2 protein-coding genes are annotated in these 25,414 nt (G+C 75.8%); both read right to left on the reverse strand.

The features are described from left to right. Positions 1–3: 3 nt before the first annotated feature. Entirely contained in the window at positions 4–14,121 is a 14,118-nt protein-coding gene (locus FHU28_RS23665) for a type I polyketide synthase (protein WP_184686652.1), read from the reverse strand. A gap of 46 nt (positions 14,122–14,167) precedes the next feature. After that, complete coding sequence (locus FHU28_RS23670; protein ID WP_184686653.1) at positions 14,168–25,402, reverse strand: type I polyketide synthase; 11,235 nt, start codon at positions 25,400–25,402, stop codon at positions 14,168–14,170. Positions 25,403–25,414 lie beyond the last annotated feature (12 nt).

Consider the following 25,414-nt stretch of genomic DNA (forward strand, 5'->3'; position numbering starts at 1 on the left):
ACTTCAGGACATCCCCAGCTCGCGGTCGATGAAGTCGAAGACCTCGTCCGGCGTCGCGTCCTGGAGCTTCTCGGTGACGGTGTCGCCGTCCGCCGGGGCGTCGGCCTCGTTGAGGGAGGCCAGCAGCGCCCGCAGCCGTTCGGTGATCCGAATTCGGGCGCTGCGGTCCGGCGCCGAGCCGGAGAGTGCCGCTTCCAACCTGTCCAGCTCACCGAAGACCGGTGCGATCCCGGCCACGCCGCCGTCGACGATCGCGGCCCGCACGTATTCGGCCAGCCCGGCGGCGGTCGGGTAGTCGAAGACCACGGTGGCGGGCAGCCGCACGCCGGTCGCCGCGGTGAGCCGGTTACGCAGCTCCACGGCGGTCAGCGAGTCGAAGCCGAGTTCGCGGAACGCCCGGTCCGGCTCGACGGCATCCATCGAGGCGTGCCCGAGCACCGCGGCGGCCTGCCCGCGTACCAGCTCCAGCAGGGTCTTGCGTCGTTCGGCGTCGGTCTGCCCGGCGAGCAGGGCGGCCAGGGACTCCGCGGAGACGCCGGTGTCCTCGGCCCGCTCGGCGACGGCCCGCCGTGCCTCGGCCACACCCGCGATGAGCGGGCTGGGCCGCACGGCCACGAAGCCGGGCACGTAGCGGGCCCAGTCGATGTCGGTCACCATCGTCGCCGGCTCGCCCCGCGCGACGCACTGCGCGAGCGCCGTGAGCGCGGGCCCGGTGTCGAGGCGGGCCACGCCGGTACGCCGGCGGCGCTCCTCGACGGCCTGGTCGGTGGCGGCCATCCCGCCGGCCGTCCAGGGGCCCCAGGCGACCGAGGTGGCCGGCAGGCCCTGGCGGTGCCGCTGCTCGGCGAGCGCGTCGAGGTAGGCGTTGGCGGCGGCGTAGCTGCCCTGACCGGCGGCGCCGAGCTGGCCGGCCATCGCGGAGAACAGCACGAACGCGCGCAGTTCCCGCCCGAGGGTGAGCTCGTGCAGGTGCAGGGCGCCGAGCACCTTGGGTCGCAGGACGGTGGCGAGCCGGTCGGGGGTGAGCCCGTCGAGCACCCCGTCCTCCAGCACGCCGGCGGCGTGCACGACGCTGGTCAGCGGCGCGTCGGCGGGCACCTCGTCGAGCAGCTTGGCCAGCGCCGCCCGGTCGGCCACGTCGCAGGCCGCGACGGTCACCCGGGTGCCCGCCCCGGTCAGCTCACGGACGAGTGCCGTGGCGCCGGGGGCGTCCGCGCCGCGGCGGCTGACGAGCATCAGGTGCTCGGCGCCCCGGGCGGCCAGCCAGCGGGCCACCTCCGCGCCGAGCGCGCCGGTGCCGCCGGTGACCAGCGTCGTGCCCGGGTAGCCGGCCTCGTCGGTGGGTGCCTCGCCGCCGGGCGCGCGTACCAGCCGGCGGACGAGGACGGTGGCGCCGTCGACCGCTAGCTGGTCCTCGCCGTCAAGGCCGGCGAGGGCGGCGCAGAGCAGGTCCCAGCCGTGGTCGTCCAGGGTGGCCGGAACGTCGACCAGGCCGCCCCACCGCTCGGGGTGTTCGAGGGCCACGACCCGGCCGAGGCCCCAGAGCAGCGACTGCTCCGGGCGGCCGGCGGTGCCGCCCCGGGTGGTGCCGGCGGCGCCCCGGGTGACGCACCACAGCGGCGCGGCGACGTCGAGGTCCCCGAGCGCCTGGATCAGCGCCAGCGACCGGGCGAGGAACGGCGGCACCGGCTGGGTGTCGTCGACCGCGCCGTCGGCGAGGGCGAGCAGGGACAGGACCCCGTCGACCGGGGCCGCTCCGCCGTCGGAGGTACGGGTGACACCGCTCAGGTGTGCGGTGAGGGCGGCCCGGTCGGTCAGGTTCTCCGGCAGCGACACCAGCCGGACGTCGGCGCCCCGGCGGGACAGCTCGGCGACGGCGGCCTCGCCCTCCTCCGGGTGCCGCGCGTCGGCGATCACCCACCAGGCGCCGGGGAGGAAGCTGACGGGCGTGCCGGTGTACGGCTGCCAGACGGTGCGGTAGCGCAGGTCGTCCAGGGCGGACCGGTTGCGCTGCCGGCGTCGCCAGGAGGCGAGCACGGGCAGGGCCCCGCCCAGCCGCTCCAGGGATTCCGTCGCGTCCTGCTCGGTGAGTTCCGCGAGCGCGGCCAGGTCCTCGCGTTCGACGGCCGCCCAGAACGCGGAGTCGACGCCGTTCGGGGTCTCCTCGGCGCCGTCCTGCCCGGTCACGGCGGTGGGCCAGAATCGGCCGCGGTCGAAGGCGTAGGTGGGCAGTGCCACCACGTCGGTCTCGGCGAGGACGGCCGTCAGGTCGACGGGCAGGCCGATCGCGTGGGCGGTCGCGAGGTTCATCAGCAACCGCGTCGGATCGTCGTCACCACGACGCAAGCTGCCCAACGTATGCCCGCTCGCGCCGACGTCATCCAGGATCGCCGTCACCGGCATCGTCAACACCGGATGCGGGGAGATCTCCACGAAGATGGTGTGACCCGCCTCGACCGCCACCCGCACAGCGGCGTCGAACCGCACCGTCTGCCGCAGGTTGTCGTACCAGTAGTCCGCCGTCATCGAGGACGGGTCCACCCAGTCCCCGGTGAGGGTGGAGACGAGCCGGACGTTGCCCTGTCGCGGCGTCACGCCGGCCAGATCGGCGCGCAACCGCTCCGCCACCTCCTGCACCGCCTCCGAATGCGACGCATAGTCCACCGGAATCAACCGCGCCCGCACCCCGTCGACCTGGCAGGCCGCCACCAGGTCGGCAACCGGCTGCGGCGGACCCGACACCACCACAGTCGACGGACCGTTCACCGCCGCGACGCCCACCCCGGGGAAGCCCGGCAGCCGCCCCGCGACCGCCTCAGCAGACAAGTCGACCGACGCCATCGTGCCGGTGCCCCGCAGCACCGTCAGCGCCCGCGACCGCAGCGCCACAGCCCTCGCCGCATCCTCCAGGGAGAGAATCCCGGCCACGCACGCGGCACCGATCTCACCCTGCGAATGACCGACCACCGCCACCGGGGTGACCCCGGCGTGCTGCCACACCGCCGCCAACGCCACACCGACAGCCCACAGCACCGGCTGCACGACCTCCACCCGCTCCAGCCACGACTCGTCCTCACCGGTCAACACCGACACCAGGTCCACATCCAGATACGGCGCGAGGGCCCGCTGACACTCCGCCAGGCGCGCGTCGAACACCGGCACACGACCCACCAGGCCCGCCGCCATCCGCGCCGACTGCGCACCCTGACCCGGAAACACGAACACCGCACCGGTTCCGGAGGCCGTACCCGTGACGAGGTTCCCCGCCGGCGCGCCGACGGACAGAGCGTCCAGCCCCGCCAGCAACTCCTCCACGCCCGACCCGACCACAGCCGCCCGCTGGTCGAACACCGACCTCGTGACGGCGAGAGACCAGCCCACCGCCGCCGTGTCGATGGCAGCGTGCGCGCGGACATGCCGGGCCAGGCGGGCGGCCTGACCGGCCAGGGCGCCCTTCGACCGCCCCGACACCGCCCAGACGACGACGTCGGAAGCCACGAGCCCCGCGCTCCGGCCGGCGGCGGTCTCGGGTTCCGCGCTCTCGGTGGGCAGGTCCTCGGGCAGTTCGATGATCACGTGGGCGTTCGTGCCGGAGATGCCGAACGACGACACCGCCGCCCGGCGCGCCCGGTCCACGGCCGGCCACGGCCGCGACTCGATCGCCAGCTCGACGGCCCCGGAGGTCCAGTCGATGTGCGGCGACGGCTCGTCCACGTGCAGCGTCGCGGGAACCACGCCCTCCCGCATCGCCAGCACCATCTTGATCACACCGGCGACACCGGCGGCGGCCTGGGTGTGGCCGATGTTCGACTTGACCGAGCCGAGCAGCAGCGGCTCCTCGCGCTCCTGCCCGTACGTGGCGAGCAGGGCCTGCGCCTCGATCGGGTCACCGAGCGTCGTGCCGGTGCCGTGCGCCTCGACCACGTCCACGTCGGCCGCGGAGAGCCGCGCCGACGCCAGCGCCTGCCGGATCACCCGCTGCTGCGACGGGCCGTTCGGGGCGGTCAGCCCGTTCGAGGCGCCGTCCTGGTTGACGGCGCTGCCCCGCACGATCGCCAGCACCTCGTGACCGTTGCGCCGCGCGTCCGACAGCCGCTCCACCAGCAGCACGCCCACACCCTCGCCCCAGCCCGTGCCGTCCGCAGCCGCCGCGAACGCCTTGCACCGGCCGTCGGCCGCCAGGCCCCGCTGCCGGGAGAACTCCACGAACAGCCCGGGCGTCGCCATCACGGTCACGCCACCGGCGAGGGCCAGGTCGCACTCGCCACGCCGCAGCGACTGCACCGCCAGGTGCAGCGCCACAAGCGACGACGAACACGCCGTGTCCACCGACACCGCCGGCCCCTCCAACCCCAACGCGTACGCCACCCGACCCGACACCACACTCGCGGCGTTGCCCGTCCCCGCGAAGCCCTCCACCTCGTCCCCCGCCACCATCAGCAGGGCCCCATAGTCCTGACCATTCGTGCCCACGAACACCCCTGTTCGCGAACCCCGCAGAACCCCAGGCTCAACCCCTGCCCGCTCGACCGCCTCCCACGAAACCTCCAGCAACAACCGCTGCTGCGGGTCCATGGCCAACGCCTCGCGGGGGGAAATCCCGAAGAAACCGGCATCAAACTCCGCCGCCTCGTAGAGGAAGGCGCCGCTGCGGACGTAGGAGGTGCCGGTGGAATAGGGGTCGGGGTCGTAGAGGCGCTCGACGTCCCAACCCCGATCGCCGGGGAGGTCCGACACGGCGTCGCGGCCGGCGTGCAGCATCTGCCAGAACCGCTCGGGATCGTTGGCCCCGCCGGGGAAGCGGCAGGACATGGCCACGATGGCCACCGGCTCGTCGTCGCCGAACGCCACCGGGGCGGCCTCGACGGCCACGGCGGCCTCCCCGCCCAGTTCCTCGTGCAGGTGCCGGGCGAGCGCGGTCGGCGACGGGTAGTCGAAGACCAGGGTCACCGGCAGCCGCAGCGAGGTGGCGGTGGCGAGCCGGTTGCGCAGCTCCACCGCGGTCACCGAGTCGAAGCCGAGGTCGCGGAACGCGTGGTGCGGGTCGACGGCCTGGCCGTCGGCGTACCTGAGGACCGTGGCCGCCTGGTCGCGGACCAGGTCGAGCAGCGCCTGCTGGCGCTCGGCGGCGCTCATCCGGGTGAACGCGCCGGCCGGGCCGGCCTCGTCGGTCTCCTTCGTCTCGGCCAGTCCCTTGGTGGCCTGCAACCGCTGCGCCTCGGGGATCTCCGAGATCAGCGGGCCGGGTCGGGTGGCGGTGAACGCGACGAAGAACCGCTCCCAGGCGATGTTCGAGATGGTCAGGAACGTCTCGTCGTGCTCGACGGCCTGGTGCAGGGCCGCGACGGCGAGCCGCGGCGGCATCTCGGGTGCGCCGTGGCGGTGCAGCATCCGGCCGAACTCGCCGTCGGCCATGCCGCCGCCGCCCCAGGCGCCCCAACCGATGGAGGTGGCGGGCAGGCCGAGGGCGCGGCGGTGCTCGGCGAGGGCGTTGAGGAACGCGTTGCCGGGGGCGTAGTTGCCCACGCCGGAGCTGCCGACGGTGCCGGCCATCGACGAGAACAGGATGAACGCGTCGAGGTCCAGCTCGCGGGTCAGCTCGTGCAGGTTCAGCGCGGCGGTGACCTTCGCGCTGAGCGCGTAGTCGACCTGGTCCAGCGTCAGCGAGTTGATCACCGAGTCGTCGAGCACGGCTGCGGTGTGCACGACGGTGGTCAGCGGGTGCTCGGACGGCAGGTCGGCGAGGACGGCGGCGAGCGCCGAGCGGTCGGCGGCGTCGCAGGCGGCGACGGTCACCCGGGCGCCCAGTGCGACCAACTCGGCCTCGAGGTCGGCGATGCCCTCGGCCTGCCGGCCGCGCCGGCTCACCAGCACCAGGTGGGCGGCGCCGTTGGCGGCGAGCCAGCGGGCCATGTGCCCGCCGAGCGCGCCGGTGCCGCCGGTGACCAGGGCGGTGCCGGAGGGCCGCCAGGCGCGCGGGGCGGGCGTGTCGCCGAGCGGGGCGTGCAGCAGTCGCCGGCCGAACGCGCCGGCCCACCGCAGCGCGACCTGGTCCTCCCCGTCGGCACCGGCGAGGACGCGCACGAGCCGACGGCCGGCCGCATCGTCGAGCTCGTCGGGCAGGTCCACGAGGCCGCCCCAGCGGTCCGGGTGCTCCAGCGCGGCGACCCGGCCGAAGCCCCAGGTGAGCTGCTGGAGCGGGTGCGGCAGCGGGTCGGCTGGGCCGGTCGCGACGGCGCCCCGGGTGAGGCACCACAGGGGCGCGCGGACGCCGGCGTCACCGAGCGCCTGCACGAGGGTGACGGTGCCGGCGAAGCCGACCGGCACGGACGGGTACGCCGGGGCGGGCGTCTCGTCGAGCGACAGCAGCGACACGATCCCGGCGGGGCGGGGGCCGCCGTCGGCGAGGTCGCGCAGCCGGGCGGCGAGCGCCGCGCGGTCCGTGCGGTCGGCGTCCAGCGCCAGCGGTACGACGGTGCCGCCGTGGCGCCGCAACGCCTCGGCGCAGAAGTCGGCCTCGGCCGCGCCGGTGTCGTCGGGGCCGGTAAGCAGCCACCAGGTGCCGGTGACGGCCGGCTCGCCGGAGGCGTCGGGGGCGACGGGCGTCCAACTGTCCCGGTACCGCCACGAGTCCACGGTGGCCTGGTCGCGGTGCCGGCGACGCCAGGCGGCGAGCACCGGCAGCACGTCGGCGAACGCCGTCTCCGGGACGGGCCTCGGCTCGGTCGTGGCGGAGAGTTCGGCAGTGAGTGCGGTCAGGTCCTCCGCCTCGACGGCCGCCCAGAACCGGGCGTCGACCTCGTCGTCGGCCACGGCACCGGCGGTCCCGACCGCGGGGGCGGGCGCGGTCGACGGCTGCGGCCAGTAGAGCTGCCGCTGGAACGGGTACGTGGGCAGGTCGAGGCGACGCCCGGCGAGGCCGGCGAAGGCGGGCCGCCAGTCCACGGCCGTACCTCCGGCCCAGACCTCGGCCACGGCGCGCAGGAAGCGGCCGAGGCCGCCCTCGCCCCGGCGCAGGCTGCCGGTGACGGTGACCGCGTCCGGGTCGGCGGCGGCCAGCTCGACGCTCTCCTGCACGGCCATCGTCAGCACGGGGTGGGCGCTGACCTCGACGAAGGTCTGGTAGCCGGCGGCGACGAGGCTGCGTACCGCCTTGTCGAAGCGGACGGTCTGCCGCAGGTTGCGGTACCAGTAGTCCGCGTCGAGGGCGGCGGTGTCGAGCCAGTCCCCCTCGACGGTGGAGCGGAACCGGACCTCGCCGGTGCGGGGCCGCAGCCCGGCGAGCAGTTCCAGGAGCTGCTCGCGCAGTTGCTCGACGTGGGCGGAGTGGGAGGCGTAGTCCACGGGGACGCGGCGCACCCGCACCTCGCGGGACTCGTAGTGGGCGACGAGCTCGTCGAGGGCGGCGCCGTCGCCGGAGACCACGACGGAGGTGGGTCCGTTGACGGCGGCCAGGGCGATGCGGCCGGCCCAGCGGGCTATCGTCGCGGTGGCCTCGTCGGCGGTGGTGGCGACCGAGACCATGCCGCCGTCCCCGGCGATGCCGGCGATGATCCGGCTGCGCAGCGCGACCACGGCCGCCGCGTCGTCGAGGGTGAGGCCACCGGCGACGTACGCGGCGGCGATCTCCCCCTGGGAGTGGCCGACGACGGCTCCGGGGCGCACCCCGTACGACTCCCAGAGCGCGGCGAGCGAGACGCTGACCGCGAACAGGGTGGGCTGCACGACGTCGACGCGCTCCAGCGACGGGGCGTCGGGCGCGCCGCGCACCACGTCGGCCGGTGACCAGTCGACGTACGGGCGCAGCGCGTCGGCGCAGGCGGCGAACGTCTCCGCGAAGACGGGGGCGGTGTCGAGCAGCTCGGCGGCCATCCCGGCCCACTGCGATCCCTGGCCCGGGAAGACGAACGCGACCTCGCCCGGCGTGCCGGGGACGCGGGTGACGGTCTGCGGGCCGGGCCGGCCGGCGGCGAGCGCGTCGAGGGACGCGGCCAGGTCGTCGCGGTCGGCGGCGAAGACGACGGCCCGGTGGTCGTGGGCGGCGCGCGTGGCGGCCAGCGACCAGCCGACGTCGGCGAGCGCGTCGTCGTCCACTGTGCCAAGGTGCTCGCGCAGGTCCCGGGTGCGGGCGGTGAGGGCGTCGACGGTGCGCCCGGAGAGCACCCAGGGCAGCTCCCCGGTCGGCACGTCGGCCGCCGGTCCGGGCTTCGGCTCGTCGGCGGGGGCCTGTTCGAGGATGGTGTGCACGTTGGTGCCGCTGATCCCGAACGAGGACACGGCGGCGCGGCGTACCCCGTCGGCCGGCTCCCACGGCCGGGCGGAGGTGAGCAGCTCGACGCTGCCGCCGGTCCAGTCGACGTGCGGGGTGGGCTCGTCCACGTGCAGCGTGGGCGGCAGCACCCCGTGCCGCATCGCCAGCACCATCTTCATCACCCCGGCCACACCCGCCGCCGCCTGGGTGTGCCCGATGTTCGACTTGATCGAGCCGAGCCACAACGGCCGGTCGGCGGGCCGGTCCTGGCCGTACGTGGCGATGAGGGCCTGCGCCTCGATCGGGTCGCCGAGGGTGGTGCCGGTGCCGTGCGCCTCGACGGCGTCCACCTGCTCGGCGGTGAGTCCGGCGTTCGCGAGGGCCTGCCGGATCACCCGCTGCTGGGCGGGGCCGTTGGGGGCGGTGAGGCCGTTGGAGGCGCCGTCCTGGTTGACGGCGCTGCCGCGCAGCACGGCGAGGACCGGGTTGCCGTCGCGGCGGGCGTCGGAGAGCCGCTGGAGCACCAGCAGGCCGACGCCCTCGCCCCAGCCGGTGCCGTCCGCCGCTCCGGCGAACGGCTTGCACCGGCCGTCGGCGGCGAGACCGCGCTGGCGGGAGAAGCCGACGAAGATGCCGGGGGTGGCCATCACGGTGGCGCCGCCGGCCAGGGCCAGGTCGCACTCCCCCGTCTGAAGGGCCTGCGCGGCCAGGTGCATCGCGACCAGCGACGACGAGCAGGCCGTGTCGACGGTGACGGCCGGGCCGTGCAGCCCGAAGGTGTACGCCAGCCGGCCGGAGATGACGCTGGCGGAGGTGCCGGTGGCTAGGTAGTTCTCGTCGACGTCCCCGGTGGCCATCAGCAGCGAGCCGTAGTCCTGGCCGTTGGTGCCGACGTATACGCCGGTGCGGCTGCCGCGCAGGGCGGTCGGGTCGATCCGGGCCCGCTCGAACGCCTCCCAGGTGGTCTCCAGCAGCAGCCGCTGCTGCGGGTCCATGGCGAGGGCCTCGCGGGGGCTGATGCCGAAGAACGCCGGGTCGAACTCGCCGGCACCGGCGACGAAGCCGCCCTCCCGGACGTAGCTGGTACCGAGGTGCTCGGGGTCGGGGTGGTACAGCTCGGCGAGGTTCCAGCCGCGCTCGCCGGGCATCAGGCTCAGCGCGTCGGTGCCGGTGGCCAGCAGGTCCCAGAGCTGCTCGGGCGAGGTGACCCCGCCGGGGAAGCGGCAGCTCATCGCGACGATGGCGATCGGTTCGCGGTCACGGCCGGTGCCGTCGGCGACCACCTCGCCGGTGGTGTGCCCGGCGGTGAGGCCGTGCAGGTGGGCGGCGAGTTCGGCGACCGTGGGGTGGTCGAAGACCAGCGTGGCGGGCAGGGTCATACCGGTCTCGGCGGTCAGCCGGTTGCGCAGCTCGACGGCGGTGAGCGAGTCGAAGCCGAGGTCACGGAAGGTGCGCTCGGGCAGCGGCCGCCCGGCCGGGTAGCCGAGCACGACGGCGGCCTGGGTGCGTACGAGGTCGGCGAGCTGCGGCAGGGACCGGCCGACCACCACGGCGCGGACGGGACCGGTGGGCACGGCGGGCACCCCGGGCAGGGCGGCGATCAGTGGCGTGGGCCGGCCCCAGGAGGCGGCGAGGCGTCCCCAGTCGACGGCGGCGACGGTGACCGCCGGCTCGGCGGTGTTGACCAGCCGGCCGAGGGCGGTGACGGCCTCGGCGGCGGGGAGCGCGTCGACCCCGCCCCGGGCGAGCCGGGCGGTCAGGGCGGCGGCCATGCCGTCCTCGGCCCAGGCGCCCCAGGCGATGGCGGTGGCGGGCAGGCCCTGGTCGCGTCGCCAGGCCGCGAACGCGTCGAGATAGGCGTTGGCCGCCGCGTAGTTGCCCTGCCCGGCGCTGCCGATGACGCCGGCGAGGGAGGAGAAGAGCACGAACGCGTCGAGGTCGCGGTGGGCGGTGGCCTCGTGCAGAACCCGGGCGGCGCGGACCTTGCCGTCGAGGACGGCCTGCATCCGGGTCAGGTCGAGCCCGTCGAGGACGCCGTCGTCGATCACGCCGGCGGTGTGCACGACGGCGGTCAGCTCCGGCAGCCCGGAGACCAGAGCCTCGACGGCGGCCCGGTCGGTGACGTCACACCCCACCACCCGCACCGCACCCAACTCGGCCACCAACTCCGCCGCACCCGGCACTCCCGGACCCCGCCGCGAAGCCAGCACCACCTCACCGGCCCCGTTCGCCAGCAACCAACGCGCCACATGCCGACCCAACGCACCCGTACCACCGGTCACCAGCACCGTCCCGGCAGGCCGCCAACCCACACCCACCGGCGGCACGGCCGGCACCAGCCGCCGGCCGAAGATGCCGCTGCGCCGGACGGCCACCTGGTCGTGCCCGGCGTCGGCGAGGACGGCGAGCAGCGCGTCGGCCGTGGCGCGGTCGGCGCGGGCGGGCAGGTCGACCAGGCCGCCCCAGCGGTCCGGCTGTTCGAGGGCGACGACCCGCCCGAGGCCCCAGGCCAGGGCGGCCCACGGGTCGGTGAGGGTCTCGCCGGCCCCGGCGCGCACGGCGCCCCGGGTGAGGCACCAGAGCCGGCCGGGCAGGCCCGCATCGGCGAGCGCCTGGGTGAGGGTGAGCAGCAGCGCGGCGCCGACGGAGACAGCCGGGGCGTCCGGCAGCGCCCCGTCGGTCGCGGGCAGCACGCAGAGCACGCCGGCCCAGCCCTGCTCGCTGTGGCCGCGCAGCAGCCCGGCCAGCTCGGCGCGATCGACGCCCGGGGCGACGGTCAGGGTGTCGACGTGGGCGCCGGCACCGGTCAGCGTGCCGGCCACCCCGGCGTCGTCGTTGTCGGCGGTGACGACGAGCCAGCGGCCGGTCAGCGCCGGAACGGCGGCGGGGCGTACGGGCTCCCACTCGACCCGGTAGGTCCAGCCGTCCACCACGGCGTCGCGCTGCCGGGCCCGCCGCCACGACGACAGCACCGGTACGGCCGGGGCGAGCGCCTCCACTGCCGCGGGATCGTCCTGCACGGCCAGGTGGGCGGCGACCCCGGTCAGGTCGCCACGCTCCACGGCCGCCCAGAAGTCCCCCTCGGCGGCGTCACCCGGTACGGCCGTCACGGCGGTGCCGCCGACCTCGGGCCAGTAGCGCTGGTGCTGGAAGGCGTACGTGGGCAGGTCCACCCGCCGCGCGCCGGTCTCGGCGAACCACCGCCGCCAGTCGACCGCCACCCCGTGCACGTGCAACTCGGCCAGCCCGCCCAGCAGCCCGGGCACCTCGGGCCGGTCCACGCGCTGCGCGGCGACGGCCAGCACCCCGTCCCCGCCCGGCAGCACATCGCCGACCATCGCGGTCAGCACGCTGCGCGGCCCGACCTCCAGGAACGTATCCACACCCGCCGCCCGCAGCGCCGTCACCCCATCGGCGAACCGCACAGCCTCGCGCACGTGCCGCACCCAATACTCCGGCGTGCAGATCTCATCGCCAGCCAGGGCACCCGTCACGTTCGACACGACCGGCAGCGACGGCGCGCCGAAGGTGAGCTTGTCGAGCACCGCGCGGAACCGGGCGAGCATCGGCTCCATCAACGGACTGTGGAACGCGTGACTGACGGTGAGGCGGCGGACGCGTACACCCCGGTCCTTCCAGAGCCGCTCCACCTCGTCGAGGGTGTCGACGGCACCGGAGACCACGACGGCCTGCGGACCGTTGACCGCCGCGATCCCCACACCGGCCAACCCGTCCAGCGCGGCCGCCACGTCGGCCTCGGCCGCCGCGACGGCCAGCATCCCACCACCGGCGGGCAACGCCTGCATCAACCGGCCCCGCGCCGCCACCAGCGCGCAGGCGTGCTCCAGCGACAGCACCCCGGCCACGTACGCGGCCGTGACCTCGCCGATCGAGTGGCCGCCGACCAGGTCGGGGGCGACGCCGAAGGACTCGACCAACCGGAACAACGCCACCTCGACCGCGAACAACCCCGCCTGCGTGAACACGGTCCGGTCCAGCAGCTCGGCGTCGGCCGAGCCCTCGGCGGCGAAGAGCACCTCCCTCAGCGGACGCGGCAGGGCCCTGTCCAGGTGCCCGCACACCTCGTCGAACGCGGCGGCGAACACCGGAAACTCGACGTACAGCTCGCGGCCCATCCCGGCGCGCTGCGCACCCTGACCGGAGAAGAGCACCGCGAGCTGGCCGCGCGACGCGCCGGCGCCGAGCACGACGGTGCCGGCCGGTTCCCCGGCGGCGAGGGCGCGCAGCCCCGCGAGCAGGTCGTCGCGGCCGGTCGCGGACAGCACGGCGCGGCGGTCCAGGGTGGAGCGGGAGGTCACCGACGAGAAGGCCACGTCGAGCGGGCGCAGGGTGTCGTCGGCGGCAAACCGGGCGGCCCAGCGGCCGGCCTGGGCGGCGAGCGCGGCGTCGGAGCGGGCGGAGAGCAGCACGGGGGCCACCGTGCGGGCCGCCGGGCCCTTCGGCTCGGTCTCGGTCTCGGCGGGAGCCGGGGCCTGCTCGATGATGGTGTGCGCGTTGGTGCCGGAGACGCCGAACGACGACACGGCGGCCCGGCGCGGCCGGTCCACGGCCGGCCACGGCGTGGCGGCGGTGGCGAGGGTGACGGCCCCGGCGGTCCAGTCGATCTGCGGCGACGGCTCGTCGACGTGCAGGGTGGGCGGCACGACGCCGTGCCGCATCGCCATCACCATCTTGATCACACCGGCCACGCCGGCGGCTGCCTGGGTGTGCCCGATGTTCGACTTCACCGACCCGAGCAGCAGCGGCGCGGCCTCGTCGCGGTCCTGCCCGTACGTGGCCAGCAGCGCCTGCGCCTCGATCGGGTCGCCGAGCCGGGTGCCCGTGCCGTGCGCCTCCACCACGTCGACCTGCTCGGGCGTGAGCCGGGCGTTGCCGAGGGCCTGGCGGATGACCCGCACCTGGGAGGGGCCGTGCGGGGCGCTGAGCCCGTTGGACGCGCCGTCCTGGTTCACCGCGCTACCGCGTACCACGGCGAGCACCGGGTAGCCGTGCCGCTGCGCGTCGGAGAGCCGGGTGAGCAGCAGCATGCCGATGCCCTCGGACCACGAGGTGCCGTCCGCGCCGGCGGCGAACGCCTTGCACCGCCCGTCGGCGGCGAGACCGCGCTGCCGGCTGAAGCCGACGAAGACCGCCGGGGTGGGCATCACCGTCACGCCGCCCGCCAGGGCCAGCTCGCAGTCGCCGTTGCGCAGGGCCTGCGCGGCCAGGTGGATGGCGACGAGCGAGGACGAGCAGGCGGTGTCGACTGTGACCGCCGGCCCCTCCAGCCCGAGGGTGTACGCGACACGGCCGGAGATGACACTGGTGGCGTTGCCGGTGAGCAGGTGGCCCTCGCCGTTCTCGGCCTGCGCCATCATGCCGTCGTAGCCGTGCGACGACGCCCCGACGAAGACGCCGGTACGGCTGCCCCGGACGGCCGGCAGCGGCAGCCCGGCCCGCTCGAACGCCTCCCAGGAGGTCTCCAGCAGCAGCCGCTGCTGCGGGTCCATGGCGACGGCCTCGCGGGGCGAGATGCCGAACAGGTCGGCGTCGAAGTCGGCGGCGGAGTAGACGAAGCCGCCCTCGCGCACGTAACTGGTGCCCGGGTGGTCGGGATCGGGGTGGAAGAGGTTCTCCAGGTCCCAGCCCCGGTCGGCGGGGAACGGCCCGATCCCGTCGCCGCCGTCGTGCACGAGCTGCCACAGCGCCTCGGGGCTGTCGACGCCGCCCGGGTAGCGGCAGCTCATCGCCACGATGGCGATGGGCTCGGAGTCCCGGCTCTCCAGCTCGCGCAGCCGACGCCGGGTACGCCGCAGCTCCGAGGTCGTACGCTTCAGGTACTCGACGTACCTCTCGTCCTCGTTGCTCACCGTGGACCTACCTCACTCGGCATGCCGATGTCGTTGCGGCTGGTGGTCACGACGTCTCCAGCTCGCGGTCGATCAGGTCGAAGATGTTCTCGGCGGTGGCCGACTCCAGGTCGTCGTCGCCGTCCGCGTCCGCCTGCCGCTCGGTCAGCCGGCCCAGCAGGCCGTGCAGCCGGTCGGTGATCCGGCGGAACTCGTCGTCGGCCGGGTCCAGCCCGACGAGCGCCGCCTCCAGCCGGTCGAGTTCCCGGCCCGCCGCCGACGGCTCGCCGGCCGGGCTCACCGGGGCGAACTGCCCGGCCAGGTGGACGGCGAGCGCCTCGGGCGTCGGGTTGTCGAAGACCAGCGTCGCCGGCAGCCGCAGCCCGGTGGCCGCGCCGAGCCGGTTGCGCAGCTCCACGGCGGTCAGCGAGTCGAAGCCGAGTTCCCGGAACGCGCGGGTCGGCTCGATGCCGACCGGGTCGCCGTGGCCGAGGACGACCGCCACGTGCGCCAGCACCAGGTCGCGCAGGGCGCGTACCCGCTTGTCGTCGGGCAGGGCGCGCAGCGTCTCGGCGTACGCCTGCCCGTCGGCGGCCTCGCCGGCCGCGGCCCGGCGGCCGGCGGCGCGGACCAGGTTGGTCAGCAGCGGGTGTACGGGCGACCCGGGCGCGGCCACGCCGGTGACGATCTTCGCGGGCATGAGTGTCGCCCGCTCCGAGCGCCAGAGAGCGTCGAACAGGGCGAGCCCCTCGGCGTCGGAGAGCGCCGCCATGCCGCCCCGGTCGAGGCGGCGGATGTCGGCCGAGTCGAGGTGGCCCGTCATGCCGCTGGCCTGTGCCCAGCGGCCCCACGCCAGCGCGACCGCCGGCAGGCCGAGGGCCCGCCGGTGCTCCGCCAGGGCGTCGAGGAACGCGTTGCCGGCGGCGTAGTTGCCCTGGCCCGGACCGCCGAACACACCCGCGGCGGCGGAGAAGAGCACGAACGCGCTCAGGTCGTGGCCGAGGGTGGCCCGGTGCAGGTTCCACGCCACGTCGACCTTGGGCCGCAGCACCGCGGCGAGGCGGTCGGGGGTGAGCGACTCGACGGTGGCGTCGTCGAGGACGCCGGCGGCGTGCACGACGGCGCGCAGCGGGTGCCGCCGGTCCACCATGGACAGTACGTCCGCCACGGCGTCCGGGTCGGCCAGGTCGGCGGCGACGATCGACACGTCCGCGCCGAGCGCCTTCAGGTCGGCGAGCAGTTCGTCGGCGCCCTCGGCGTCCGGGCCGCGCCGGCTGACCAGCAGCAGCTGCCGGGCGCCGTGCGCGGTGACCAGGTGCCGGCAGAGCAGCGCGCCGAGGGTGCCGGTCGCCCCGGAGACCAGGACCGTGCCGTCGAGCCGGGGCGCCTGCGGAATGCTCAGGGCCAGCTTGCCGACGTGCCGGGCCTGGCTGAGGAAGCGGAACGCCTCGGGGGCGCGCCGGACGTCCCAGGTGCGCCGGGGCAGGGGCCGCAGCGCACCGGCGGCGAAGAGCGCCATCAGCTCGCCCAGCATCGCGCCGATCTTCTCCGGGCCGGCCTCGATGAGATCGAAGACCTGGTAGCTGACGCCCGGGTGGTCGGCGGCGACCCGCCGCGGGTCCCGCTTGTCGGTCTTCCCCATCTCGACGAACCGGCCGCCGTCGGCGAGCAGCCGCAGCGACGCGTCGACGTACTCGCCGCGCAGGGCGTTGAGCACCACGTCGACGCCCCGCCCGCCGGTGCGGTGGGCGAACTCGTCGGCGAAGTCGAGGCTGCGGGAGGAGGCGAGGTGCGCGTCGTCGAAACCGGTGTCGCGCAGCGCCGGCCACTTGCCGGGGCCGGCCGTGCCGTAGACCTCCGCGCCGAGGTGGCGGGCGATCTGCACGGCGGCCATGCCCACGCCGCCGGCCGCCGCGTGCACGAGCACGGACTCGCCCGCGCGCAGCCGGGCCAGCTCCACCAGGCCGTACCAGGCGGTCAGGAAGACCACGGGCACGGCGGCGGCGTCGGTGTAGGACCAGCCGTCGGGGATGCGGGTGACCAGCCGGCGGTCGGTGACCGCCGCCGAGGCGAACGAGCCGGAGAAGATGCCCATCACCCGGTCGCCGGGGGCGAGGTCGGCGACGCCCGGCCCCACGCCGAGCACCACGCCGGCGCCCTCGTTGCCCAGCACCTCCTGGTCGGGGACCATGCCGAGGGCCAGCACCACGTCGCGGAAGTTCAGCCCGGAGGCGCGCATCCCGACCAGGACGTGGCCCGCCGGCAGCTCCCCGCCCGCCTCGGGACCGGGCAGCAGGGCGAGGTTCTCCAGCGTGCCCTTCTCGGTGACGTCGAGACGCCACGGCACCTCGTCGGCGGGCAGCGGCAACACACCGGCGTCGCGGGCCCGGGCCAGCCGGGGCACGAGCGGCGCGCCGTCGCGCAGCGCGAGCTGCGGCTCGCCGGAGGCGACGGCCGCCGGGACGGCCGCCAGGGAGGCGGCGGCGTCGTCGGTGTCGAGCAGCGTGAACCGGCCGGGGTGCTCGGACTGCGCCGAGCGGACCAGCCCCCACAGGCTCGCCTGGGCCAGGTCGCACGGGGCCTCGCCCGGGGCCGCGCCGACGGCGCCCCGGGTGTGCAGCACGAGCCGGGACCGCTCCAGCCGGGGCTCGCCCAACCACTGCCGCACCAGCGCGAGGGCGTCGCGGGCCGCGTCGTGCGCGGCCTCACCGGCCCGCTGCGGGTCCGACTCCGCGCCGGAGCGCAGGTCCAGCACCACATCGGGTACGTCCCCGGACTCCCCGATCTCGGCGACCAGCGCCGCCAGGTCGGCGTAGGACCGCACCGGGTGCCCGGCGGCGGCGAGCGCCCCGGCGAGGCCGAGGGTGTCGTCGCCGAGCAGCGCCCAGCGGGCCTCCCCGGCCGCCGCGCCGGTGTCCGTCAGCGGCGTCCAGTCCAGGTGGAACACCGACGTGCGGCGCAGGGCGGCGGCCTCGTCGGCCCGGCCCGCGGCGACCGGGCGGAACGTCAGCGACTCGACGGTGGCGACCGGCTGGCCGGCGGTGTCGGCGAGCGTGACCGCGACGGTGTCCGGGCCGAGCGGGCGCAGCCGCGCCCGCAGCCGGGTGGCGCCGTGGGCGTGCAGGGCGACCGAGCGGAAGGCGAACGGCATCCAGCCCGCCCCCGAGGTGTCCGCCGCGTCGCCGAGCAGGGCGGTGACCCCGCTGGCCTGGAGGGCCGCGTCGAACAGGGCCGGGTGCAGCCCGAAGCGGGACGCGTCGGCGCTCGCCTCCTCGGGCAGGGCCACCTCGGCGTAGACCTCGCCGTCGCCGCGCCACACCCGGCGCAGCCCCCGGAAGGAGGGGCCGTAGCCGAGGCCGCCCTCGGCCGTCTGCGCGTACCAGGCGTCCAGGTCGGCGTCGACCTCGACGGCGTCGGCCGGCGGCCACTGCCCCGGTACGGCGGTCGGGGCGGGCAGCTGCGGCAGCAGGAGTCCCTCGGCGTGCCGGGTCCACTCGGCGTCGGCGTCCTCTTCGGGGCGGGAGTGCACGGTGACGCTCCGCTCGCCGGTGTCGGCGGGCGGGCCCACTCGTACCTGCACCTGCACCGCGCCGGTCGCGGGGAGCACCAGCGGGTTGATCAGCGTGAGGTCGCCCACCTGGCCGGCGTCGACCTCGTCGCCGGCCCGGACCACCATGTCGACGACGCCGGTGCCCGGGACGATCACCGCCCCGCCGACGGCGTGGTCGGCCAGCCACGGGTGGGTACGCACCGACAGCCGCCCGGTCAGCACCACCGTCCGGTCGTCTGCGACGGGTACGGCCGCGCTGAGCAGCGGGTGGCCGGTGTCCTGGAGGCCGGCCGAGCCGACGTCGCGTACGCGGTGCGCGGGCGCGTCCAGCCAGTAGCGTCCCCGTTCGAAGGCGTAGGTGGGCAGTGCCACCACGTCGGTCTCGGCGAGGACGGCCGTCAGGTCGACGGGCAGGCCGATCGTGTGGGCGGTCGCGAGGTTCATCAGCAACCGCGTCGGATCGTCGTCACCACGACGCAAGCTGCCCAACGTATGCCCGCTCGCGCCGACGTCATCCAGGATCGCCGTCACCGGCATCGTCAACACCGGATGCGGGGAGATCTCCACGAACATGGTGTGACCCGCCTCGACCGCCACCCGCACAGCGGCGTCGAACCGCACCGTCTGCCGCAAGTTGTCGTACCAGTAACCGGCGTCCATCGACGCCGGATCAACCCAGTCACCGGTCAACGTCGACACCATCCGGACATGGCCGGGCCGCGGAGTCACGTCGGCCAGATCGGCGCGCAACCGCTCAGCGACCTCCTGCACCGCCTCCGAATGCGACGCGTAGTCCACCGGAATCAACCGCGCCCGCACCCCGTCGACCTGGCAGGCCGCCACCAGGTCGGCAACCGGCTGCGGCGGACCCGACACCACCACAGTCGACGGACCGTTCACCGCCGCGACGCCCACCCCGGGGAAGCCCGGCAGCCGCCCCGCGACCGCCTCAGCAGACAAGTCGACCGACGCCATCGTGCCAGTGCCCCGCAGCACCGTCAGCGCCCGGGAGCGCAACGCCACAACCCTCGCCGCATCCTCCAACGACAAAATCCCGGCCACGCACGCCGCACCGATCTCACCCTGCGAGTGACCGATCACCGCCACCGGCACCACACCCGCGTGCTGCCACACGGCGGCGAGGGCGACCCCGACGGCCCACAGCACCGGCTGCACGACCTCCACCCGCTCCAGCCACGACTCGTCCTCACCGGTCAACACCGACACCAGATCCACGTCCAGATACGGCGCCAACGCCCGCTGACACTCCGCCAACCGCGCGTCGAACACCGGCACACGACCCACCAGACCCGCCGCCATCCGCGCCGACTGCGCACCCTGACCCGGAAACACGAACACCGCGCCCGCACCATGGGACATGGCGGTGCCGGCGACGACGTTCCCAGCCGGCGACCCCGACGCCAGAGCGTCCAGCCCCGCCAGCAACTCCTCCACGCCCGACCCGACCACAGCCGCCCGCTGGTCGAACACCGACCTCGTGACGGCGAGAGACCAGCCCACCGCCCCCGCGTCCACCACGGCTCCGGCGGCCCGCCGGAGGTGGCCGGCGCCGCCGTCGCCGCGCTCGCGCAGGAAGTCCGCGAGCCGGGCCGCCTGCCCCGCGAGCGCACTCTTCGACCGTGCCGACACCGGCCACACCACGACATCCGAGGCAACCAGGCCCGGGCCGTGCCCGACCGGAGCGGCGGCGTCGACCGGCTCGTCGGCCTGCTCGATGATCACGTGCGCGTTCGTGCCGGACATGCCGAACGACGACACCGCCGCCCGGCGCGGCCGGTCCACCACCGGCCACGGCCGCGACTGCGTCGCCAGTTCGACCGCGCCGGAGGTCCAGTCGATGTGCGGAGACGGCTCGTCCACGTGCAGCGTCGCCGGTACCACGCCCTCCCGCATCGCCAGCACCATCTTGATCACACCGGCGACGCCCGAGGCGGCCTGCGTGTGGCCGATGTTGGACTTGATCGAGCCGAGCAGCAGCGGCTCGCCGCCCTCGCGGCCCTGGCCGTAGGTCGCCAGCAGGGCCTGCGCCTCGATCGGGTCGCCGAGCGTCGTGCCCGTGCCGTGCGCCTCGACCACGTCGACATCCGCGCTGCCCAGCCGGGCGCCCGCGAGGGCCTGCCGGATCACCCGCTGCTGCGACGGGCCGTTCGGGGCGGTCAGCCCGTTCGAGGCGCCGTCCTGGTTGACCGCCGACCCACGCACCACCGCCAGGACCCGGTGCCCGTTGCGCCGCGCGTCCGACAGCCGCTCCACCAGCAGCACGCCCACACCCTCGCCCCAGCCCGTCCCGTCCGCAGCCGCCGCGAACGCCTTGCACCGGCCGTCGGCCGCCAGGCCCCGCTGCCGGGAGAACTCGAAGAAGGTGCCGGGGGTGGCCATGACCGTGACGCCGCCGGCGAGGGCCAGGTCGCACTCGCCACGCCGTAGCGACTGCACCGCCAGGTGCAACGCCACAAGCGACGACGAACACGCCGTGTCCACCGACACCGCCGGCCCCTCCAACCCCAACGCGTACGCCACCCGGCCCGACACCACACTGGCGGCGTTGCCCGTGGCCCCGAACCCTTCGGCCTGCTCCCCCGCAGCCATCAGCAGGGCCCCATAGTCCTGACCATTCGTGCCCACGAACACCCCTGTTCGCGAACCCCGCAGAACCCCAGGCTCAACCCCTGCCCGCTCGACCGCCTCCCACGAAACCTCCAGCAACAACCGCTGCTGCGGATCCATCGCCGCCGCCTCGCGCGGCGAGATCCCGAAGAAACCGGAATCGAACTCGCCCGCCCCGTGCAGGAAGCCGCCCTTGTCGGCGTACGTGGTGCCGGGGTTGGCCGGGTCGGGGTCGTAGAGCCGGTCGAGGTCCCAGCCCCGGTCGGTCGGGAAGTCGCCGATCGCGTCGACGCCGTCGGCGACGAGGCGCCACAGCCGTTCGGGGCCGTCGACGCCGCCGGGGTAGCGGCAGGCCATGGCGACGATGGCCACCGGCTCGTCGTCGCCCACGGCGGCCGGGACGGCGACGGGAGCCACCCCGGCGTCGACGCCGAAAAGGCCGGCGAGCAGGAAGCGGGACAGCACCACCGGGGTGGGGTGGTCGAAGACCAGGGTGGTGGGCAGCGCCTGCCCGGTGGCGGTGACGAGCCGGTTGCGCAGCTCCACGGCGGTCAGCGAGTCGAAGCCGAGGTCGCGGAACGCGGTGGTCGCGCCCACGGCGGCAGCCCCGCCGTCGTGGCCGAGCACGTCGGCGGCGAGTTCGCGGACCAGGTCGGCGACGGTCTCCTCGCGGCGGGCCGGGGTCAGCGCGGCGAGGCGCCGGCGCAGCGTGGCCGCGGGGCCGTCGGCGCCGTCGTCGGCCGCGGCGCCGCCGTCGAGGGCGGCCCGCGCCTCCGGTACGCCCTCCAGCAGCGGCCGGCGGCGCGCGGAGGCGTACGCGGGGGCGAACCGGGTCCAGTCCACGTCGGCCACCGTCACTGTGACGTCGTCGTGGTCGAGGGCCTGCTGCAACGCGGCCATGGCGACGGCCGGGTCCATGGCGGGCAGGCCCCGGCGGCGCAGGTTCCGCTCGGCGTCGGCGGCGTGCATGCCGCCGTCGGACCAGGGGCCCCAAGCGATGGCGGTGCCGGCCCGGCCGTCGGCGCGCCGCCGCCGCACCAGCGCGTCCAGGTAGGCGTTGCCGGCCGCGTACCCGGCCTGCCCGCCACTGCCCCAGGTGGCGGCGATGGACGAGTAGACGACGAAGGCGTCCAGCTCCCGGTCGGCGAGCAGGTCGGCGAGGTGGGTGGCCCCGGCGGTCTTGCCGACTGTCACCTCGGCCAGCTCGGCGGGGGTGACCTCGGCCAGCGGGGTGGACTGCGCGACGCCGGCGGTGTGCACGACGGTGCGCACCGGCGGGCCGTCGGCCTCGACCCGGTCGAGCAGGTCGGCGAGGGCGCCCCGGTCGGCGATGTCGCAGGCGGCGACGGTGACCCGGGCCCCGAGGCCGGCCAGCTCGGCCTCCAACTCGGCGGCGCCGGGGGCGTCGGGTCCGCGCCGGCTGACCAGCACGACGTGCTCGGCTCCGGCGGCGGCGAGCCAGCGGGCGGCGCGCGCGCCGAGCCCGCCGGTGCCGCCGGTGACCAGGGCGGTGCCGGTGGGCGTGAACCGGCGCGCCGGCGGACGGTCGCCGAGGGCGGCGCGGACGAGGCGGCGGGCGAAGACGCCGGGGCCGCGTACGGCGAGCTGGTCCTCGCCGGTCGAGCCGGTGAGGATCGCGGCGAGCCGGAAGGCGGCCCGGTCGTCGGGGTCGGACGGCAGGTCGACCAGGCCGCCCCAGCGGTGCGGCGCCTCGACGCCGACGACCCGGCCGAGGCCCCAGATCGCGGCCTGCGCCGGGTCGGCGAGCCGGTCGTACGAGGCGGCGGCGACCGCGCCCCGGGTGACCAGCCACAGCGGCGCTGCCACGCCGGCGTCGCCGAGCGCCTGCACGAGGGCGAGGGTGGCGGTCAGGCCGGGCAGGACGGTGCCGTCGGCGGTGCGTGGTTCCCCGGCGAGCAGGGACACGACGCCGGCGGGCTCGGTGCCGGCGAGGGCCGCCGCGAGGCCGGCCCGGTCGGCGTCCGGCTCCACTGTCAGCGGCAGCACGTCGGCGCCGGCGCCGGCCAGCGCGGCCCGGACGGCCCGCGCCGCCGGGTCGTCGGCGTCGTCGGCGGGCAGCGCCAGCAGCCAGGTGCCGGCCAGCCGGGCAGGGGCGGGCTCGGGGGCCACCTGCCATTCCTCCCGGTACCGCCAGCCGTCGAGGACCGAGTGTTCCTGCCGCTGCCGCCGCCAGTCGGCGAGGACGGGCAGCAGGGTACGCAGCGACTCGGCGGCGGCGGTGTCGGTGACGGCGAGGGTGTCGCGCAGCGCGTCGAGGTCGGCGCGTTCGACGGCCGCCCAGAACCGGCGGTCGAGCGCGCCGGGCCCGCCCGTCGTGGTGTCGTCGGCGGGCGCCTCGGCCGGCACCCAGTAGTGCTGCCGCTCGAACGGGTAGGTGGGCAGGTCGACGAGCCGGCCGGGCCGGCCGGCGAGGACGTCCGCCCAGTGCGGCGTCGTGCCGACGACGTGCAGCTGGGAGAGGGCGGCGAGCAGGGCACGGCGGTCCGGGCGGTCCCGGCGCAGCACCGGCACCACCACCACGGCGGAGGCGGCGTCGGCGGCGTCGGTCTCGATCCCGGCGAGGGTCTCCTGGACGCTGGCGGTGAGCACGGCGTCCGGCCCGACCTCCACGAAGGTGCCGACGCCGTGGGCGCGCAGGGCGCGTACGCCGTCGGCGAAGCGGACCGCCTCCCGGACGTGGCGCACCCAGTAGCCGGGGTCGGTGAGCTGCGCCGGGTCGGCCAGCTCGCCGGTCACGTTGGACACCACCGGCAGAGTGGGGGCGCGCAGGTCGAGGCGGGCGGCGACGGCAGCGAACTCGGCGAGCATCGGCTCCATCAGCGGGCTGTGGAAGGCGTGGCTGACCCGCAGCCGCCGCACCTTCACCCCCCGGCCGGTCCAGAGTTCCGCCAGCTCGTCGATGGCCGCCGCGTCGCCGGAGACGACGACGGCGTCGGGGCCGTTGACGGCGGCGACGGCGACCCGGCCGGTCAGCGCGGCGATCGACTCGGCGACCCGGGCCTCGTCGGCGGCCACGGCGAGCATCGCGCCGCCGGTGGGCAGGTCCTGCATGAGCCGCCCCCGGGCGGCGACGAGGGCGCACGCGTCGTCGAGGCTGAGCACGCCGGCCACGTGGGCGGCGGTCAGCTCGCCGACGGAGTGCCCGGCGACCATGTCGGGGGCCAGCCCCCAGGAGCCGAGCAGCCGGTGCAGCGCCACCTCGACGGCGAACAGCGCGGCCTGGGTGAAGACGGTCTGGTCGAGCAGGTCGGCCTCGGCGGTGCCGGGCTCGGCGAACAGCAGCGGCTTCAGCGGCCGGGGCAGCCGGTGGTCGAGGTGGCCGCAGACCTCGTCGAGCGCCTCCGCGAACACCGGGTACGCCTCGTACAGCTCCCGGCCGGCGCCGGCGCGCTGGGCGCCCTGGCCGGAGAACAGGAACGCGACCCCGCCGCGTTCGGCGGCGGCGCCGGTGACCAGCCCGGGGGCGGGCCGGTCGTCGGCGAGGGCGTGCAGCGCGGCGAGCAGGCCGTCGCGGTCGTCGGCGAGCACGACCGCCCGGTGCTCCAGGGGCGAGCGGGAGACCGCCGAGGTCCAGGCGACGTCGGCCGGGCGCAGGTGCGCGTCGTCGGCGACGTAGGCCGACCAGCGCTCGGCCTGGCGGCGCAGCGCGGTGCGGGTGCGGCCGGTGAGCAGCACCGGCGCGGGCGCGGGCGGCACCGGGTGGTCCGCCTCGACGCCGGCCGGTTCGGGCTGTTCGAGGATGAGGTGGGTGTTGGTGCCGCTCATCCCGAACGACGAGACGGCGGCCCGGCGCGGCCGGTCCACGGCCGGCCACGGCGTGGCCTCGGTGACGAGGGTGACCGCGCCGGCGGCCCAGTCCACGTGCGGGGTGGGCTCGTCAACGTGCAGGGTGGCCGGCACGACGCCGTGCCGCATCGCCAGCACCATCTTGATCACACCGGCGATGCCGGCGGCGGCCTGGGTGTGCCCGATGTTGGACTTGATCGAGCCGAGCAGCAGCGGCGCGGCGTCGCCCCGCTCCCGGCCGTACGTGGCGAGCAGCGCCTGAGCCTCGATCGGATCGCCGAGGGTGGTGCCGGTGCCGTGCGCCTCCACCACGTCGACCAGGTCGGGGGTGAGCTTCGCGCCGGCCAGGGCCTGCCGGATGACCCGCTGCTGGGAGGGGCCGTTGGGGGCGGTGAGGCCGTTCGACGCGCCGTCGGAGTTGACCGCCGAGCTGCGGATGACGCCGAGCACGGGGTGGCCGTTGCGGCGGGCGTCGCTGAGCCGTTCCAGCAGCAGCATGCCGACGCCCTCGGACCAGCCGGTGCCGTCGGCGGAGGCGGCGAACGACTTGCACCGGCCGTCGGCGGCGAGGCCCCGCTGCCGGGAGAACTCGACGAACGGGCCGGGGGTGGCCAGCACGGTCGCGCCGCCGGCCAGGGCGAGGCCGCACTCGCGCTGGCGCAGCGCCTGGCAGGCGAGATGGATGGCGACCGACGCCGACGAGCAGGCGGTGTCCACGGTGACCGACGGGCCTTCGAGGCCGAACGTGTACGCCAGCCGACCGGACACGACACTGGCGGCGGTGCCGGTCAGCACGTACCCCTCGACGCCGGGCGCTCGGTGCAGCACGGCGGCGTAGTCCTGCCCGGAGGTGCCCACGAAGACGCCGGAGCGGCTGCCTCGCAGCGACAGCGGGGCGATGCCGGCGCGTTCGAACAGCTCCCAGGTGACCTCCAGCAGCAGCCGCTGCTGCGGGTCCATGGCGACCGCCTCACGCGGCGAGATGCCGAAGAGCGCGGCGTCGAACTGCCCCGCGTCGCGCAGGAACCCGCCGGCGGTGGTGTACGAGGTGCCGGCGTTGTCCGGGTCGGCGTGGTAGAGCCGGTCCAGGTCCCAGCCGCGGTCGGTGGGAAAGTCGCCGATGGCGTCCCCGCCGGACGAGACGAACTCCCAGAGCTCCTCCGGCGAGCTGATGCCGCCCGGGTAGCGGCAGCTCATCGCCACGATCGCCACCGGCTCGGACTCCTCGGCGGTGACCTCGCGCAGCCGTTGGCGGGTCTGCTGCAGCTCGGCGACGACGCGCGTCAGGTATTCGCGCAGCCGATCTTCGTCCGCCATGACATCTCGCTT

Origin of the sequence: Micromonospora echinospora (genome assembly GCF_014203425.1) — a bacterium.
GTDB classification, from domain to species: domain Bacteria; phylum Actinomycetota; class Actinomycetes; order Mycobacteriales; family Micromonosporaceae; genus Micromonospora; species Micromonospora echinospora_A.

Coding starts and splice junctions, on each gene's coding strand:
- FHU28_RS23670 (WP_184686653.1), bottom strand. CDS start 25,402: ATGGCGGACGAAGATCGGCTGCGCGAATACCTGACGCGCGTCGTCGCC.